The sequence below is a fragment of the Xanthomonas boreopolis genome (genome assembly GCF_046529185.1).
GTDB lineage: Bacteria > Pseudomonadota > Gammaproteobacteria > Xanthomonadales > Xanthomonadaceae > Pseudomonas_S > Pseudomonas_S boreopolis.
Map to the genome: position 1 here is coordinate 1,261,350 of NZ_CP097162.1, position 13,092 is coordinate 1,274,441.

General features: G+C 68.6%; 10 protein-coding genes. 5 read left to right on the forward strand and 5 right to left on the reverse strand.

Annotation, left to right across the window (positions count from 1 at the left end; genetic code table 11):
- Nucleotides 1-163: 163 nt before the first annotated feature.
- The 3 genes from sucD to M3M27_RS05635 all read left to right on the forward strand — a co-directional run bounded on the left by sucD (nucleotide 164) and on the right by M3M27_RS05635 (nucleotide 3,639).
- On the forward strand, nucleotides 164-1,039 hold the full coding sequence (gene sucD / locus M3M27_RS05625) for a succinate--CoA ligase subunit alpha (protein ID WP_140719331.1): 876 nt from the start codon (nucleotides 164-166) through the stop codon (nucleotides 1,037-1,039).
- A gap of 565 nt (nucleotides 1,040-1,604) precedes the next feature.
- Nucleotides 1,605-1,985 (forward strand): endonuclease domain-containing protein, encoded by a 381-nt coding sequence (locus tag M3M27_RS05630; RefSeq protein ID WP_434027422.1) that lies wholly within the window; start codon nucleotides 1,605-1,607, stop codon nucleotides 1,983-1,985.
- A 13-nt stretch (nucleotides 1,986-1,998) separates the two neighbouring features.
- The gene (locus M3M27_RS05635) at nucleotides 1,999-3,639 is read left to right on the forward strand and encodes an NAD+ synthase (protein ID WP_140719327.1); all 1,641 of its coding nucleotides are present in this window, start codon (nucleotides 1,999-2,001) and stop codon (nucleotides 3,637-3,639) included.
- Nucleotides 3,640-4,014: 375 nt separating this feature from the next.
- On the opposite strand, the gene M3M27_RS05640 is transcribed toward M3M27_RS05635, so the two are convergent.
- Entirely contained in the window at nucleotides 4,015-4,893 is an 879-nt protein-coding gene (locus M3M27_RS05640; RefSeq protein WP_140719325.1) for an outer membrane protein assembly factor BamD, read from the reverse strand.
- Between the two features lie 115 nt (nucleotides 4,894-5,008).
- On the opposite strand from M3M27_RS05640, the gene rluD reads away from it, so the two are divergent.
- Nucleotides 5,009-5,992, forward strand: coding sequence for a 23S rRNA pseudouridine(1911/1915/1917) synthase RluD (gene rluD / locus M3M27_RS05645; RefSeq protein ID WP_434027423.1), 984 nt, complete (start codon nucleotides 5,009-5,011; stop codon nucleotides 5,990-5,992).
- A 1-nt stretch (nucleotide 5,993) separates the two neighbouring features.
- The gene (gene pgeF, locus M3M27_RS05650; RefSeq protein ID WP_434027424.1) at nucleotides 5,994-6,770 is read left to right on the forward strand and encodes a peptidoglycan editing factor PgeF; all 777 of its coding nucleotides are present in this window, start codon (nucleotides 5,994-5,996) and stop codon (nucleotides 6,768-6,770) included.
- 278 nt (nucleotides 6,771-7,048) lie between these two features.
- On the opposite strand, the gene mqo is transcribed toward pgeF, so the two are convergent.
- The 4 genes from mqo to otsB form a co-directional block, all read right to left on the reverse strand.
- Complete coding sequence (gene mqo / locus M3M27_RS05655; protein WP_434027425.1) at nucleotides 7,049-8,743, reverse strand: malate dehydrogenase (quinone); 1,695 nt, start codon at nucleotides 8,741-8,743, stop codon at nucleotides 7,049-7,051.
- 143 nt (nucleotides 8,744-8,886) lie between these two features.
- Complete coding sequence (gene otsA / locus M3M27_RS05660; protein ID WP_434027427.1) at nucleotides 8,887-10,257, reverse strand: alpha,alpha-trehalose-phosphate synthase (UDP-forming); 1,371 nt, start codon at nucleotides 10,255-10,257, stop codon at nucleotides 8,887-8,889.
- Nucleotides 10,254-12,050 (reverse strand): glycoside hydrolase family 15 protein, encoded by a 1,797-nt coding sequence (locus M3M27_RS05665; protein WP_434027428.1) that lies wholly within the window; start codon nucleotides 12,048-12,050, stop codon nucleotides 10,254-10,256. Before M3M27_RS05665 ends, otsA begins: the two co-directional genes overlap by 4 nt.
- A gap of 14 nt (nucleotides 12,051-12,064) precedes the next feature.
- The gene (gene otsB / locus M3M27_RS05670; RefSeq protein ID WP_434027429.1) at nucleotides 12,065-12,817 is read right to left on the reverse strand and encodes a trehalose-phosphatase; all 753 of its coding nucleotides are present in this window, start codon (nucleotides 12,815-12,817) and stop codon (nucleotides 12,065-12,067) included.
- Nucleotides 12,818-13,092 lie beyond the last annotated feature (275 nt).

The window sequence follows — 13,092 nt, forward strand, 5'->3', positions numbered from 1 at the left end:
CACCGGGCTGCGCTTCTCCAGCCCCCTTGAGTCAAGGGGGCGACATCGCCGCGAAGCGGCGATGTGGGGGATGTGGAGGCATGTCTGAGTGATGTTCCGCATGGCGAAACATCACGTGGTTCCGAAGCCGATAAACAGCCAGAGATTCAGAGGACTCAAACGAATGTCCGTTTTGATCAACAAGAACACCAAGGTGATCGTGCAGGGCTTCACCGGCCAGCAGGGCACCTTCCACGCCACCCAGATGATCGAGTACGGCACCCAGGTCGTCGGCGGCGTCACCCCGGGCAAGGGCGGCACCACCCACCTCGAGCTGCCGGTGTTCAACACCGTGGCCGATGCCGTGCAGAACACCGGCGCCGACGCGTCGGTCATCTACGTCCCGCCGCCGTTCGCGGCCGACGCGATCCTGGAGGCCGCTGCGGCCGGCATCAAGGTCATCGTCTGCATCACCGAGGGCATCCCGGTGCTGGACATGCTGCGCGTGAAGAACGTGCTGACCCGTTCGTACCCGGACACCGTGCTGATCGGGCCGAACTGCCCCGGCGTGATCACCCCGGGCGAGTGCAAGATCGGCATCATGCCGGGCCACATCCACAAGCCGGGCAAGATCGGTATCGTCTCGCGCTCGGGCACGCTGACCTATGAAGCGGTCAAGCAGACCACCGAGGTCGGCCTGGGCCAGTCCACCTGCATCGGCATCGGTGGCGACCCGATCAACGGCCTGAACTTCGTCGACTGCCTGAAGCTGTTCAACGAAGACCCGCAGACCGAAGGCATCATCATGGTCGGCGAGATCGGCGGCGACGCCGAGGAAGCCGGTGCCGAGTACATCAAGAACCACGTGAAGAAGCCGGTCGTCGGCTTCATCGCCGGTGCCTCGGCGCCGGCCGGCAAGCGCATGGGCCATGCCGGTGCGATCGCCTCGGGCGGCAAGGGTACGGCCGAAGGCAAGTTCGCCGCGATGGAAGCGGCGGGCGTCAAGACCGTCCGCTCGCCGGGCGACCTGGGAGCGGCGATCGCTGCGCTGGTGAAGTAAGCCGGCGCTGCATTGCAGCTTTTTGGAAGGCCGCCCTCCGGGCGGCCTTTTTTCATGGGGCGAAGGCGGTGGCCCTCATCCGCCCTTCGGGCACCTTCTCCCGCGAGCGGGAGAAGGAAATCGCGAGCTTTCACTTTCCACGAAGGAGGAAGGAGCCGCGGGTTTTCCCCTTCCCGCGAGGGAAGGAGGTAGCGAGTTTTTTCTTCCAGCGGGGAGTAGGTAGCGAGTTTTTCCTTCCAGCGGGGAGTAGGAAGTCGCGAGTTTTGAGGTGAGAAGGAGCCTGCGAGCTTTTCCCTTCCAGCAAGGGCGAGAAGGAGCCGTGAGCTTTTCACTTCCGGCAAGGGGAAAAGAAGCCGCGAGCTTTTCCCCAGCAAGAGGAAGAAGGAGTCGGCGAGGTCCCACCCCCAGCAAGAGGGAGCAGGAGCCGGCGAGCTTTTCCCCTCTCCCGCTTGCGGGAGAGGGGTAGGGGTGAGGGCGCTTCCCTACATCAAATTCCCGCCTCCTCCGATCCCGCGCCTTGGCTCGCCGTTCGATCCTCATGCCTCTCCTGCAAGGAAAGGGCGGGATGCGCAACGGACAGAAAACCTCATCCGCCAGAGCTCTCCGCGGCCGGATGACCGACGCCGAGCGTCGGCTCTGGTACAGGCTGCGCGACCGCCGCCTGTTCGGCTGCAAGTTCCGCCGCCAATGCCCGATCGGTCCGTACGTGGTCGATTTCGCTTGTCTGGAACGGCGGCTCGTGATCGAACTCGACGGTAGCCAGCACCTCGATTGCCAGGCGGATTCCCGGCGCGACGCTTTCCTGGCGGGCGAGGGCTTCGCGGTCCTGCGGTTCTGGAATAATGAGGCGTTGGCGACTACCGACACGGTCTGCGGCGAGATCGCACGATGGTTGGCGGAACATCGCCCGATCCCATATCGGCCGCCGCACGGCGGCATCCCGTGAAAGGCTGCCCGACATGTCCAAGACCCTTCGCATCGCCCTGGCCCAGTTCGATTTCCCGGTAGGCGCCGTCGCGCAGAATACCGACCGCATCATCGAGATGATCGGCCACGCGCGCGACGAGTTCGGCGCCGACGTGGTGCTGTTTCCCGAACTGGCGGTCAGCGGCTATCCGCCGGAGGACCTGCTGCTGAGGCCGGGGTTCCTGGCGCACTGCGCGGAGGCGATCGAGCGCATCGCCGCGGCCGCGAAGGGCATCGTCGCGGTGGTCGGCTGGCCGCAGAGCGCGGGCGCGGTGGTCTACAACGCGGCCAGCGTGCTGCGCGAAGGCCGTATCGCGCAGACCTACCGCAAGCGCGAACTGCCCAACTACGCGGTGTTCGACGAGCGCCGCTACTTCGACGTGGATCCGGATGGCGGCAGCTGCGTGTTCGAGGTCAAGGACGTGCCGGTCGGCCTGGTGATCTGCGAGGACCTGTGGTTCTCCGAGCCGCTGGCGGATACCGTGCGCAACGGCGCCGAACTGGTGCTGGTGCCGAACGCATCGCCGTTCGAGCGAGGCAAGCATGCGCAGCGCGACGCGCTGCTCGCCGAGCGCACGCGCGAGAGCGGTGCGGCGATCGCCTACCTCAACGTGGTCGGCGGGCAGGACGCGCTGGTGTTCGACGGCGCGTCGGTGGTCGCCGACGGCGACGGCACCGTGCATCCGGCCGCGGCGGCGTTCACCGACCAATGGCTGGTGGTGGACTACGCCGCCGGCGAGCGCCGCTTCGCGCCGGTGGTGTGGATGGACGACGGCGACGAGAGCATGGACGCGCTGGCCTGGCGCGCGGTGGTGCGCGGGGTGCAGGACTACTGCCGCAAGAATGGATTTTCGAAGGTGTGGCTGGGCCTGTCCGGCGGCATCGATTCGGCGCTGGTGCTGGCGATCGCGGTCGATGCGCTGGGGGCGGACAACGTCACCGCGGTGCGGCTGCCGTCGCGCTACACCGCCGGGCTGTCCAACGACCTGGCCGAGGAACAGTGCCGCGCGCTGGGGGTGAGGCTGGAGACCGTGCAGATCGAGCCGGCCTTCAAGGGGTTGCTGGAATCGCTGGGGCCGCTGTTCGCCGGCACCGAGCCGGACATCACCGAGGAGAACCTGCAGTCGCGCAGCCGCGGCGTGATCCTGATGGCGCTGTCCAACAAGTTCGGCGGGCTGCTGCTGACCACCGGCAACAAGAGCGAATACGCGGTCGGCTACGCGACGATCTATGGCGACATGTGCGGCGGCTATGCGCCATTGAAGGACCTCTACAAGACCGAGGTGTTCGGGCTGGCGAAGTGGCGCAACACGGTGGGCGGCGCGCCGGTGATCCCGCCGGCGGTGATCGCGCGCCCGCCCTCGGCCGAACTGCGCGAGAACCAGAAGGACCAGGACTCGCTGCCGCCCTACGACGTGCTCGACGGCATCCTGTACCGCTACGTGGACCAGGAGCAGTCGCGCGAGGACATCGTCGCCGCCGGGTATGCCGCCGAGACCGTGGACCACGTGCTGCGCCTGGTGCGGATCAACGAATGGAAGCGCCACCAGGCCGCTCCGGGGCCGAAGGTGTCGCGGCGGGCGTTCGGGCGCGAACGGCGCTATCCGATCACCAACGGCTATCGCGGGCAGTAAAGATGGGGCGAAAGCCCCTTCTTCTGGGGGACTGCCAGTGCCGGGTGATGCTCCTGCGGGAGGGACTTCAGTCCGCGCCGCAGAAAAGCCAGTGAGCTATAGGGCTTGGCGCGCCGCCGCGCGAGGCGATGTCACCGTTGGGGGCTGTCCCGTGGGAGGGACTTCAGTCCCGACGCTTGGCCAGAGGATTTCGAATCGAGCGACAGCCCAGTCGATGGCCGTAGGCGCGGCTTCGGCCGGAAGCTCCCTCGGGAAGGCCTCGTCGCGGCTGAAGCCGCTCCTACAGGAGACAGGATCCGTAGGCGCTGAATGAAGATCCGCGACAAGAAAGGGGCCCTGGAGGCCCCTTTCATGGTTGCGTGGATTCCGCTTTTGCTAGTTGCGATTCATCTTGGCGTTGGCCTGGCCGGTAGCGGCCGACTTCTCGCCCGCGAACGGGTTCAGCTTGCGGATCGCCCACGGGTACTTGGGCCAGTCGCCGGTCAGCCAGGGGTGCTTCGGATCGTTCATCTCGAGCACGCGGCGGGCATCGTCGGCGAGCTGCTTGTTGCCCAGGTGGGTATAGGCCTCGGCCAGCACCGCCACGGCGTCGTACTGGAACGCGCTCTGCGGGTAGGTCTCGAGGATGTAGTTGGCGCGGCCGGCGGCCGACACCCAGGCGGTGCGGCGCAGGTAGTACAGCGCGTTGTCCAGCTCGTACTGCGCGAACGTGTCGCGCAGCGCGATCATGCGCAGGCGGGCGTCGGCGGCGTAGCGGCTGTTCGGGTAGCGGTCGGCGACGGTGTTGAAGTCGTTGTAGGCCTGCTGTGGGGTGGACAGGTCGCGGCGGCTCGGGTCGAGCGACCACACCTTGCGCAGGAACACCGTGTCGCGGTTGCTGTTGGCCAGGCCGCGCAGGTAGTACAGGTAGGCGATGTTGCGGTGGGTCGGGTAGGTGCGGATGAAGCGGTCGATGCTGGAGACCGCGTCCTCGTTCTTGCCGGCCTTGTACTGGGCGTAGGCGCTCTCGATCATCGCCTGCTCGGTGTACGGGCCGTACGGGTACTGGGCGATCAGGCGCTTGAAGCTGGCCTCCGCACCGGCCCAGTTGCCCTTTTCCATCAGGCCGTGGGCCTTCTCATAGATCTGCTCGACGGGCGCGCCCTCGTCGGGGTTCTTCTTGGCGCCGCGGTGACAGCCCGTGGCGACCACCACCAGGGCGAGCAGCAGGGCGGCGATGCGGACGGGCGCGTGGAGCTTGGAGCGTCGGATCATGGGTCGAGGGCAGGACGCGTCAGGAATACGAAAGGGCGATAATAGCCTAGTGGCCTGTCCGGCGACTGACTTCGGCCGGCCAGGCCCCGATTTCTCTTCACTTTCCCGGTTCCCCATGTCCGACAACCTCCCCGAATCCCCGCGCCAGGCCGTCGTGCCGGACCAGGCCGCGGGCCGCCGCTTCGATGCCGTGCTGGCCGAGCTGTTTCCTGAATTCTCGCGCTCGCGGCTGGCCGAATGGATCAAGTCGGGCGACGTGCTGCTGGACGGCGAGCCGGCCCGGCCGCGCGACCCGGTCCGCGGCGGCGAGACCGTGCGGTTGCAGGCGGTGCTGGAAACCCAGACCCACGCCGAGCCCCAGGACATCCCGCTGGACATCCTGTACCAGGACGACCAGGTGTTCGTGGTGAACAAGCCGGCCGGGCTGGTGGTCCATCCCGGCGCCGGCAACCCGGACGGCACCCTGGTCAACGCCCTGCTGTTCCGCGACCCGGCGCTGTCGGCGCTGCCGCGCGCCGGCGTGGTGCACCGGCTCGACAAGGACACCAGCGGGGTGATGGTGGTGGCGCGCACGCTCCAGGCGCAGACCGCGCTGGTGGAGCAGCTGTCCGCGCGCGAGGTGCACCGGCAGTACCTGGCGGTGGTGGTGGGGGCGCTGGTGTCCGGCGGCACCGCCAATGCCGCGATCGAGCGCCACCCGCGCGACCGGTTGCGGATGGCGGTGCGCGAGGACGGCAAGGAGGCGGTGACCCATTACCGGCTGCGCGAGCGGTTCCGCGCGCACACCGCGCTGGAGTGCCGGCTGGAAACCGGGCGCACCCACCAGATCCGCGTGCACATGGCGCACCTGAAGCACCCGATCGTCGGCGATCCGCTCTACGGCGGCCCGCTCAAGCTGCCCAAGGGCGCGACCGAGGACCTGGTCGCCGGGCTGCGCGGCTTCAAGCGCCAGGCGTTGCATGCGGAGACGCTGGAGTTCGCGCATCCGGCCAGCGGCGAGCCGGTCCGTGCCGTCGCGCCGGTGCCGGCGGACATGCAGCGGTTGCTGGCGGTGCTGCGCGAGGATTCCGCGCTGGCCGCCGAGCGGGAGCGGCGCTGACATGGCGGGCGTGCCGCTGCTGTGGGCGGATTGGCCGGCGCCTCCCGGCGTACGGGCGTTCACCACGCTGCGGCACGGGGCGGGCGGCTCGCAGCCACCGTTCGATCATTTCAACCAGGGCAACCGCTACGCGGCCGATGGCGACGACCCGGCCCAGGTCCAGCGCAATCGCGACGAACTGGCGGCCCTGGCCGGGCTGCCGTCGCCGCCGCACTGGCTGCGACAGGTGCACGGCACCGGCGTGCTGCGTTTCGAGGCGCCCCCGGCGGCGCAGGGGATCGAGGCCGAACCGACCGCCGATGCGGCGGTGACCGCGGTGCCGGGCGTGGTGCTGGCGATCCTGACCGCCGACTGCCTGCCGGTGGTCTTCGCCGCCGCGGACGGCAGCGAGGTCGGCGCGGCGCATGCCGGCTGGCGCGGGCTGGCCGACGGGGTGCTGGAGCGCACCGTCGCCGCACTGCGGACCGCGCCCGGGCGCCTGCGGGCCTGGCTGGGCCCGGCAGCGGGGCCGCAGGCCTACGAGGTCGGCGAGGACGTGTTCCACGCCTTCGTCGATGCCGATCCGGGAGCGCGGGCGGCTTTCGCCGCGACCCGGCTCGGGCACTGGAAGGTCGACCTGTACGCATTGGCCCGGCGGCGACTGGCGGCGGCAGGGGTTCCGGCCGACGCGATCCATGGCGGCGGCCTGTGCACGATTTCCGACCCCCAGCGGTTCTTCTCGCATCGCCGCGATCGCCGCAGCGGCCGCATGGCGACCCTGGCCTGGATCGCGCGCTGACCTCGCCCTTGTTCGAGGAAGATGCGGCGGTGGAGGTCGCGCTACCCCAGGTTCGGTCGGCACGGCGCCTGCCTGGCGCCGGACGTGCCGCTGCGCGGGCGGTCCCTCTCGGCTAGATCCGGAAGGGCTGGGCGACAGGTTGGCGGGAGGGACTTCAGTCCCGATGCTTGCCGCCAAAGCCCGCCGGGACTGAAGTCCATCCCGCAAGATCACAGGGAGCATGAAAAAAACCGGCCATCTTGCGATGGCCGGTCCGATTCCCGGAGCTGCGCTGCGACTTACAGCGATTGCATCTCCGGATTGGCATTGCGGTTCTTCTCCTTCTCGGCCGGCTTGGCCGCCGGAGCCGGTGCTGGCGCGCCATCCGCCTGCGCGACCGGCACTTCCAGGTAGGGCAGGTGCAGCGCCTGGCTGGTCATGCCGCGGATCTCGTTGGTCAGGGCCGCGCTGTCGTTGAGCTTGCGCCCGTAGGACGGGATGATGTCCTTCAGGCGCGCCTGCCAGCCGGCGGCCATTTCCTTCGGGAACGCCTTGGCCATCAGGTCCAGCATGATCGGCGGCGAGGTCGAGGCGCCGGGCGAGGCGCCCAGCAGCGCGGCGATGGTCTTGTCCTTGTCGGTCACGATCTCGGTGCCGAACTGCAGGATCGCGCCCTTTTCCGGGTCGCGCTTGATGATCTGCACGCGCTGGCCGGCGGTGATCAGCTTCCAGTCCTCGCGCTTGGCGTTGGGGTAGTACTTGAGCAGTTCGGCCTGGCGGTCCGCGTCGGTCAGCTCGGCCTGCTGCATCAGGTACTTCACCAGGTCGAGGTTGTCCTTGCCGACCTTCAGCATGTCGACCACGTTGTCGTGGTTGACCGAGGAGTACAGGTCGAACCAGGAGCCGTCCTTCAGGAACTTGGTGCTGTACAGCGCGAACGGCCCGAACAGCACCACCGGCTTGCCGTCGAGCTTGCGCGCGTCGATGTGCGGCACCGACATCGGCGGCGAGCCGGTCTCGGCCATGCCGTAGACCTTGACCTTGTGGCGCTCGGCGATGGCCGGCGCCTCGAAGGCCAGGAACTGCCCGCCGACCGGGAAGCCGGCGTAGTCCTTGGCCTCCGGGATGCCCGACAGCTGCAGCAGCTTGAGCGCGGCGCCGCCGGCGCCGATGAAGACGAAGCGGGACTTGACCGTGTGTTCCTGGCCGCTCTTGAGGTCCTTGACGGTGACGTTCCAGGTCTTGTCGTCGTTCTGGCGCAAGGCGGTGACTTCATGTTGCAGCTGCAGCTTGAAGTTGGGATTGCGTTGCAGGGCGCGGGTCAGCTCGTTGGTGATCACGCCGAAATTGACGTCGGTGCCCAGCGGCATGTAGGTCGCGGCCACCTTCTGGTTGGGATCGCGGCCTTCCATCACCAGCGGCGCCCATTGCTTGATCTGCTCCGGGTCGGTGGAGAACTGCATGCCGTAGAACAGCGGGTTCTTGACCAGGGCGTCGTGGCGCTTGCGCAGGTACTCGATGCGGTCGTCGCCCCAGACGAAGCTCATGTGCGGGGTCGGGTTGATGAACTCCGACGGTTCCGGCAGCCGGCCCTGCTTGACCTGGTAGGACCAGAACTGGCGCGAGATCTCGAACTGCTCGGCGATGCCGACCGCACGCTTGGTCTCGATCGAGCCGTCCGGCAGCTCCGGCGTGTAGTTGAGCTCGGCGAAGGCGGAGTGGCCGGTGCCGGCGTTGTTCCAGCCGTTGGAGCTTTCCAGGGCCACGCCGTCCAGGCGCTCGAACAGTTCCAGGCGCCAGTCGGGCTGCAGTTCCTGCAGGTAGGTGGCCAGCGTGACGCTCATGATGCCGCCGCCGACGAGCACGACGTCCACGGGCTTGTCGTTCTCGGCGGGCGGCACCGAGCGCTCGTGGAGCGGCCAATAGAGGAACAGCACGCCCGCCAGTAGCAGCAGCACTACGACGCCTGCCAGGACCTTGATGAATTTCTTCATTGGATACTCGGGATGGGAGAGGGGGAGCCGTGCCATCGGAGCTGGATGCGGACGCGACGGGGCGCGTGCGTCGGGCAGGCACGAAGGTCGATTTTACTGCAATGCAGCATAATGGCCTCCCGGCGCCGGCAGGGCCCGCTGGATCAGCCGCCCGCCTGCAGGGCCCGAAGATAGCACCGCCGCCAGTGGTTGATGTCGTTGCGGCGTAAATGCTCCATCATCGCCTGCCAGCGCTCGACCCGCTTGGGCCGGGCGAGGGTGGCGGCGGTGGCGATCGCGTCGGCGACCCCGTCCAGGTCGTGCGGGTTGACCAGCAGCGCCTCCTTCATCTCGTCGGCGGCGCCGGCCAGCAGCGACAGCACCAGCACGCCGGGATTGTCCGGGTCCTGCGCCGCCACGTACTCCTTGGCGACCAGGTTCATGCCGTCGCGCAGCGGGGTCACCAGGCCGACCGCGGCCGTGCGGTAGAAGCCGGTGAGGGTGGCGTGGGTGAAGTTCTGGTTGACGTAGCGCAGCGGCGTCCAGTCCGGCTCGGCGTGGCTGCCGTTGATGTGCCCGGCGATCTGTTCGAGCTGGTTGCGCAGTTGGCGGTACTCGGCGACGTCGCCGCGCGAGACCGGGGCGATCTGCAGGTAGGTCAGGCTGCCGCGCTGGTCGGGATGGCGGTCGAGATAGCGCTCGAAGCCGAGGAAGCGCTCGGGCAGGCCCTTGGAGTAGTCGAGCCGGTCGACGCCGATCGCGAGCTGGCGCCCGCTCAGGCTGGTGCGCAGGTCGCGCACGGCCTGCTTGGACATCGCCACCTTGGCCTGCCGGGCGATCTGCTCGGTGTCGATGCCGATCGGGAACGCGGCGGCGCGGAAGCGGCGCCCGCCCGGGGCTTCCACCAGGTCGCCGTCGAGCAGCCGGCCGCCGCCGAACAGGCGCACGTACGACTTGAACCGGTCCACGTCGCGCTGGGTCTGGAAACCGACCAGGTCGTAGGCATACAGGCTGGGGAAGAAGCGCGCATGGTCCGGCATGGCCTGCACCAGGTCGGCCGAAGGCATGGGCACGTGCAGGAAGAAGCCGATCCGCCCGCCGAAGCCGCGCTCGCGCAACAGCGCGCCGAGGGGGATCAGGTGGTAGTCGTGGATCCAGACGACGTCGCTGTCGCGCAGCATCGGTGCGAGCTTTTCGGCGAACAGCGCGTTGACCCGGCGATAGCCGTCGCGGGTGGCGCGGTCGTAGTCGACCAGGTCCAGCCGGAAGTGCAGCAGCGGCCACAGCGTTCGGTTGGCGAACCCGTTGTAGTAGGCGTCGATGTCGCGCTTGTTGAGGTCCATGGTGACGAAGCGGATGTCGCCATCCTGGTGCTCATGCAGGGCGCCGCTGTCGCCGCGCACGGTCTTGCCGCTCCAGCCGAACCAGATGCCGCCCTGCTCCTTGAGCGCGGCCAGCAGGCCGACGGCGAGGCCGCCGGCGCGGCTTTCGCCGGGCACCGCGACGCGGTTGGATACCACCACCAGTCGGCTCATGACGCTTCCCTCCAGCTGCGCGACAGCCGCATCGCCGCGATGATCAGGCCGACGTGCGAATAGGTCTGCGGAAAATTGCCCCAGGCTTCCCCGTCCTCGAAGGCCAGGTCTTCCGACAGCAGGCCCAGGTGGTTGCGGCGCGCCAGCACGCTTTCGAACAGCTGCCGTGCCTCGTCCATGCGGCCGATGGCCGCCAGCGCGTCGATGTACCAGAAGGTGCAGATGGTGAAGCTGGTCTCCGGCTCGCCGAAGTCGTCGGGCGCGATGTAGCGGTACAGCGAGTCGCCGTGCTTGAGGGTGCGGCCGATCGCCTCGACCGTGGCGATGAAGCGCGGGTCGTCGCTGGCGACGATGCCGATGTCGGCCAGCAGCAGCAGGGACGCATCCAGGCGGTGGCCGCCGAGCGTGTCGGTGAAATGGTTGCGCTCTTCGCTCCAGGCGTCCTGCAGCACGCGCTGGCGGATCGTGTCGGCGCGCTCGCGCCAGTAGCCGATGCGTTCGTCCAGGCCGAGCCGGTGGGCGATCTTGGACAGCCGGTCGCACGCGGCCCAGCACATCGCCGCCGTGTAGGTATGCACCTCGGCGCGCCCGCGGAACTCCCACAGTCCGGCATCGGGCACGTCGTGCAGCGCGTAGGCGCGCTCGCCGAGCGGCTCCAGCCGGCGGAAGGTGTGCTCGTCGCCGGGGTCCTTCAGGCGCTGGTCGAAGAACAGCTGGGTGGAGGCGAGCACCACGCTGCCGTAGACGTCGTGCTGTTTCTGGATCCAGGCCAGGTTGCCGCGCCGCACCGGGCCCATGCCGCGATAGCCGGCCAGCGAGTCGACCTCGTGTTCTTCCAGCTGCGACTCGAAGCCGATGCCGTACAGCGGCTGCAGCGTGCCGTCGCTGGTGGCGATGTTGAAGATGTAGGCGATGAACTGCTCCATCGTGCGGGTCGCGCCGAGCCGGTTGAGCGCGCGCACCACGAAGGCGGCGTCGCGCAGCCAGCAGTAGCGGTAGTCCCAGTTGCGCGGCGTGTTGGGAGCCTCCGGGATCGAGGTGGTCATCGCGGCGATGATGGCGCCGCTGTCCTCGTACTGGCACAGCTTGAGGGTGATCGCGCTGCGGATCACCGCATCCTGCCAGTCGAGGCGGATGGACAGGTAGCGCACCCATTCGCGCCAGTAGTCCTCGGTGCGCTCCTGCGCCTCCTGCACGTAGCCGGTGAGGGAGCGGTTGAGCGACTCGTCCACGCCCAGCACCAGGTTGACCGGGTGGTTGAGCACGAACGGCAGCCCGTCGCGGATGAAGCGCACCGGCACGTCGGTGGTCAGGCGCAGGGTGAAGTCCGGCAGCAGCCAGCGGATGTGGTTGCTGCCCCAGGTCGATTCCGGCTTGCGCGAGCCCCAGTCCGCCAGCGGGCGGGCGCGTACGACGATGCGCGGGTTGCCGGACAGCGGGCGGATCTGGCGGATGATGCTGACCGGGCGGTAGAACCGCCCGTTGTTGCGCCAGCGCGGCGCGAAGTCGATCACCTCGATCGCGCCGCCCTTGTCGTCGCGCAGCACCGTGCGCAGGATCGCGGTGTTGGTGATGTAGCTCTGCTCGCTGCCGACCAGGCCTTCCAGCTCGACGGCGAAATCGCCGCCGGGCTGCTCGCGCGGCGAAAGCAGCGCGCAGAAGGCGGGGTCGCCGTCGAACGCGGGCATGCAGCTCCACACGACGCGCGCCTGCTTGTCGATCAGCGCGCCGAAGCTGCAGTTGCCGATCACGCCCAGGTCGAGATTGGGGACGCTTGGAACCGGTGAGTTCATGGAGTGTCTTCCGTTCACGGCCGTGCGTTGTCGTGCAGCCATGCGTGCACGGCGGGAATGTCGGGCAGGGCGTAGCGCGCCTGGGTGCCGGTGCGCCGGCCGACCAGCACGCTCCAGCCGCCGAGGCGGTTGGCGGCGGCGAAGCCGAACTCGTCGGTCAGGTCGTCGCCGACGAACACGGGGCGGCGGCCGGCGAACGGGGGCTGCCGCATCAGTCGTTCGACCGCGCCGCCCTTGTCGCTGCCTTCCGGCACGAACTCGACGACGTGGTCGCCGGGCTGCAGGCGATAGCCCGGCAAGCCCGCGATCTCGGCCTGGGCGAAATCGAGCACCGAAGCGCCGGCGTGCGGTGCCGAGCGCCAATGCAGCGCCAGGCTCACGCCCTTGTCCTCGACGAGCACGCCGGGATGGGCCTGCGCCATGTGCGCGGCGCGCCGGTGCAGTTCGTGCAGGAAGCCGGAGGTGTCGTCGGGAATGGCCACGCGCGCCTGGGCATCGCTGCGCAGTTCGTGGCCGTGCAGGCCGGCGGCGGGCAGTCGCAAGGGCTCGAACAGCGAGTCGAGTTGCGCGAGCGGCCGGCCGCTGACCAGCGCCACCGCGCCGAGCAGTCGGTCGCCGATGCGGCCTATGGTTTCGCGCACGTCGGGCAGCAGGCGGACCTGGTCGGGCTGCTCGGAGAAGGCGATCAAGGTGCCATCGACGTCCAGGAACAACGCGCAGGCGTCGTCCAGCGATGGCGGGGTAGGGAGTGGAGGGACCTCAGCCATTGGGGCATTGTGCCGGAAGTGGGTGTGAGCTTCCGGTTATGGCGGCTGGGCGAATGCCGGATCCTCGTTACTTCGTGCAGGAGGGATTTCGGTCCCGATGGGCTCTACCGAATTCGCTGGGTGGTCGCGGCCTCCTTCCATCGGGATGAAGGCGTGTTGCTTGCGAGTCGTTGGTTCGCAAGCGCCCGGACGCCTGGCGCGCCGGCGCCAGGCCGGGGCGCGCAGCGAAGTGCGCGATAGGCGGATGAGGGCGGGCGAAGCCTGCAACGACCCGT

Coding starts and splice junctions, on each gene's coding strand:
- M3M27_RS05630 (WP_434027422.1), top strand. CDS start 1,605: ATGCGCAACGGACAGAAAACCTCATCCGCCAGAGCTCTCCGCGGCCGG.
- M3M27_RS05635 (WP_140719327.1), top strand. CDS start 1,999: ATGTCCAAGACCCTTCGCATCGCCCTGGCCCAGTTCGATTTCCCGGTA.
- otsB (WP_434027429.1), bottom strand. CDS start 12,817: ATGGCTGAGGTCCCTCCACTCCCTACCCCGCCATCGCTGGACGACGCC.
- rluD (WP_434027423.1), top strand. CDS start 5,009: ATGTCCGACAACCTCCCCGAATCCCCGCGCCAGGCCGTCGTGCCGGAC.
- otsA (WP_434027427.1), bottom strand. CDS start 10,257: ATGAGCCGACTGGTGGTGGTATCCAACCGCGTCGCGGTGCCCGGCGAA.
- sucD (WP_140719331.1), top strand. CDS start 164: ATGTCCGTTTTGATCAACAAGAACACCAAGGTGATCGTGCAGGGCTTC.
- M3M27_RS05640 (WP_140719325.1), bottom strand. CDS start 4,893: ATGATCCGACGCTCCAAGCTCCACGCGCCCGTCCGCATCGCCGCCCTG.
- pgeF (WP_434027424.1), top strand. CDS start 5,994: ATGGCGGGCGTGCCGCTGCTGTGGGCGGATTGGCCGGCGCCTCCCGGC.
- mqo (WP_434027425.1), bottom strand. CDS start 8,743: ATGAAGAAATTCATCAAGGTCCTGGCAGGCGTCGTAGTGCTGCTGCTA.
- M3M27_RS05665 (WP_434027428.1), bottom strand. CDS start 12,050: ATGAACTCACCGGTTCCAAGCGTCCCCAATCTCGACCTGGGCGTGATC.